Source organism: Arthrobacter sp. B0316-1-20 (genome assembly GCF_059091865.1).
On the sequence record NZ_JBNHHC010000203.1, the window covers coordinates 1 to 3,178 of the forward strand.

At 65.1% G+C, this 3,178-nt stretch carries 3 protein-coding genes; 2 read left to right on the plus strand and 1 reads right to left on the minus strand.

What is annotated here, in order from left to right:
* Positions 1-182 precede the first annotated feature (182 nt).
* The gene (locus AC5RW2_RS41850; RefSeq protein WP_494075339.1) at positions 183-1,562 is read left to right on the plus strand and encodes an S-layer homology domain-containing protein; all 1,380 of its coding nucleotides are present in this window, start codon (positions 183-185) and stop codon (positions 1,560-1,562) included.
* A gap of 400 nt (positions 1,563-1,962) precedes the next feature.
* Entirely contained in the window at positions 1,963-2,619 is a 657-nt protein-coding gene (locus tag AC5RW2_RS41855) for a hypothetical protein (RefSeq protein ID WP_494028114.1), read from the plus strand.
* A gap of 111 nt (positions 2,620-2,730) precedes the next feature.
* Here AC5RW2_RS41855 and AC5RW2_RS41860 read toward each other — a convergent pair whose 3' ends face one another.
* Positions 2,731-3,111 (minus strand): hypothetical protein, encoded by a 381-nt coding sequence (locus AC5RW2_RS41860; RefSeq protein WP_494028115.1) that lies wholly within the window; start codon positions 3,109-3,111, stop codon positions 2,731-2,733.
* Positions 3,112-3,178 lie beyond the last annotated feature (67 nt).

Here is a 3,178-nt window from a genome sequence, read left to right on the forward strand (position 1 = left end):
GTGAGTCATTCCCCACAGATGGCGCTTTCGTCAGCCTGTAGAAGAACACCCCTTCCCCTGGCCATCACCGCAGGAACGTAGTGACACTGACCCGTTTCAGATGGTACGGTTATGCACAAGACACAAGGGGTGTACGCAGTTGGCCCCAGCTAGTGTATCCACCACCATCCGAAAGGGCCCCCGTGCTACATCCATCCATCCGCAACTCCCTGGCCGCCGTGGCAACAGCAGTAGTCTTGGCCGGCAGCGTGGCGCTTCCCGCCCAGGCCGCCGAATATATCGGTGTCTGCAGTAGCCACACCCCCATCACGCTCTCCACCGGAGACACCATCAGCTGCAACCACACCGCCATTGACGCGAAGGGCCAGACCCTCTCCCTCAGCAAGCCGGCTGCCTCGCCCTCAGAAAAGCTCGTCATCACCGGCACCAAATGGAATCCCGGCGAGAAAGTCGTGGTCACCTTCCAGAACAGCCCCAAGGGCAGCTTTGTGGTCACCGCCGACGCCCAGGGCAGCATCGGCACGCTGTGGACCGTCCCGGCCGACGCCCACCCCGGCGACACCCGCCTGTACGCCCGGGGCCAGTCCAGCAAGATTGTTGTTGCCGCTGACATCTCCCTGCGTTCGGCGCCGGTCTACACCGGCGTCTGCGCAACAGGCGATGTGCTGATCCTGCCCTCACAGGAAGGCGTCGGCTGTGGGGCGCTCCGTTTCAGCCAGAGCCACTCGGTCAAGGTGCTCAACCAGGGCCCCGTTGCGCCCGGCGGCACGGTGCTCCTTGAAGGCGAGGGGTTCCCCGCCAACGACACCGTCATCGTGACCTTCCAACAGAAGTATGCATTCCAAACCCAGGCTGACGCCGAAGGCAAGATCAGTATGGGGCTGCAGATCCCGGCCGATGCGTCCACCCGCAACGGTGACGTCCTTGCCACCGCCCAGGCGGACCGGACCACCTCCTCCACCTCGGTGACGATGCAGTACGTCGCCCCGTCGACCCCGATCTTCGCTGACGTGCCGTTCGGTGCCCAGTTCTACACGGAGATCTCCTGGCTGGCCTCGGAGAAGATCTCCACCGGATGGGACTACGAAGCCTTCAAGCCGACCGCCGCCGTGAACCGTGACGCTATGGCTGCATTCCTGTATCGGATGGCCGGGGAGCCCGACTTCATCGGCCCGGGAGTGTCCCCGTTCGCCGATGTGGCTCCCGACCACCAGTTCTACAAGGAGATCACCTGGCTGGCCGCCGCAAGCCTCTCCACCGGCTGGACCGAGGCTGACGGTACGAAGATTTTCCGTCCGGATGCCGCGATCGACCGTGACGCCATGGCTGCCTTCCTGTACCGGATGGCTGGCTCCCCGGAGTACACGGCACCCGAGGCATCCCCATTCGCCGACATCGCCCCGGGCGTCCAGTTCTACAAGGAGATCGCCTGGCTGGCCGAGCAGGAGATCACCACCGGCTGGGATGAGGGCAACGGTTTCAAGACCTTCCGCCCGTGGAGCCCGGTGAACCGGGACGCGATGGCAGCGTTCCTGTACCGCTTCGATAACGCCGCCAAGTAAGTCCGCTCAACCGGGGCGTCCTGACCAACCAGGGCGCCCCGGCCCTATTTGTACAGCCGTTCCGACCGCGTTCCGAAGGAGCACCGCTTGTCCCGTTCAACCGTCCGTGCCGCTCTGGCCGCCACTGCGGTTCTGCTCTCCGGGGCCGCACTGCCCGCCAGCGCCGCACTACCTGTCAACATGCAGGCCTCGTGCGAACCGGCTTGGGCCTGCCGGGGCCCAGCGTAGAGCCGCAGTCGCCTGCCGCGGACCCGGTTCGGGCGAACGTCTTCCAGTCTTAGCCGTACCGCCGGCCTTCCCGAGCCGATGGCCGCCTTGGCCGACTTCTGACCCATTCATCCCGCCGGGGCGTTCCGCACGAGCGCGGGGGCGCCTCGGTCCACAACCGGAGGACCTTCCCGTGAGCATTGCCGTCACCGCCCCCGATCCATCCTGTACCGTCATGTCCATGGATGTACCAAGTACAGAAGCTGTACAGGACAAGATCCGCGAGCTGGGCCTGGAAATGTCACAGCGACTGGAGGAGTTCCGGCACCCGAACCCGGCGGACCGTCGCCCCGCCAGCGATGCGGGTTCAACAAAGATGCTTCGGGATTTCCTCGATCAGGAGCTCATTCCGGCCCAGGTGGAGAACGCGCGGATCAATCAGGGTGCCACCATGCCCATGATCGCTCAGGAACTGGGTTGGTCCGTGGCGACGGTGCAGAACAAATTCGGTGGCAATCGCGAAGGCGATACGCCCATGGTCGCCCACAAAAAGCGCAAGCTGCAGACCCGGAAGCGTGTCGCGAAACTGCGCGCCGGGCTTCCGAAACGAGAACCCGAGCCGGGCTGGAGCATCAACCAGCTGTCGCAGGTGCCGGGCTGGCCGACGAACAGGGCGACCATCGCGGCGATGGCCGAGGACGGCCGACTGGAGGCGCGTCCCTTTGAACGTGACGGACAGCCGGTACTGCGGGCCGGGAAGCCGGTCATGCGGTACTTCCCGAAGTTGGATGAGAACGGTATGCCGATCCGTCCGCCGGCCAAGGAGCGTTCACGCCGCAAGGCCGGTTAGTCGTCGACAGGGAGGGAGTGTGGGCCCGAGGATGATCTTTGCGGAAATTCACGTATATGGTGACGGGCCCCTCCACTATGGCGAGGCCCGTCTCCGTGCAGGTCCAGTGTCTCAACCGTCGTAGCCCTCATCCAGGAGTGCCTTGGCGGCGGCTGCGGTCTCCGGGAAACGGTCTTCCCGGATGGCGTTGAGGGGCGATTCGTAGCCCAACCGGGGGTTGACCGTCATGATCCAGGCCTGGGCGGTCCGCCGGCCCTGGCTGCCCTCAATCTCGTGAAGCATGTCGTAGGCGAACCGGAGGCGCTGCTGCGCCGGTTGGGTCGGCTGCAGCCGGCCGTTGGCCCATTTGCGGACCTGTCCGGGGTCCTTGACGCCGGCGAGGCTGGCAACGAGCCTAGCGGTAATGGAATCGCAGAGTTCGCGGACGACGTCGGAAATGTCCATGTAGACGGAGCCTGCCCTGTGGCGGGGTCCGCCCGGCGCCATCGTCATACGCTCCCCTTTCGGCCATCCCAGCCTACCGCTCAGGCCCCGGTCATGCTCGTGTTTTGCCCGGTTC

What these genes read in the sequence shown, in the direction of transcription:
- AC5RW2_RS41860 (WP_494028115.1), bottom strand. Translation starts at nt 3,111, where the DNA reads ATGACGATGGCGCCGGGCGGACCCCGCCACAGGGCAGGCTCCGTCTAC.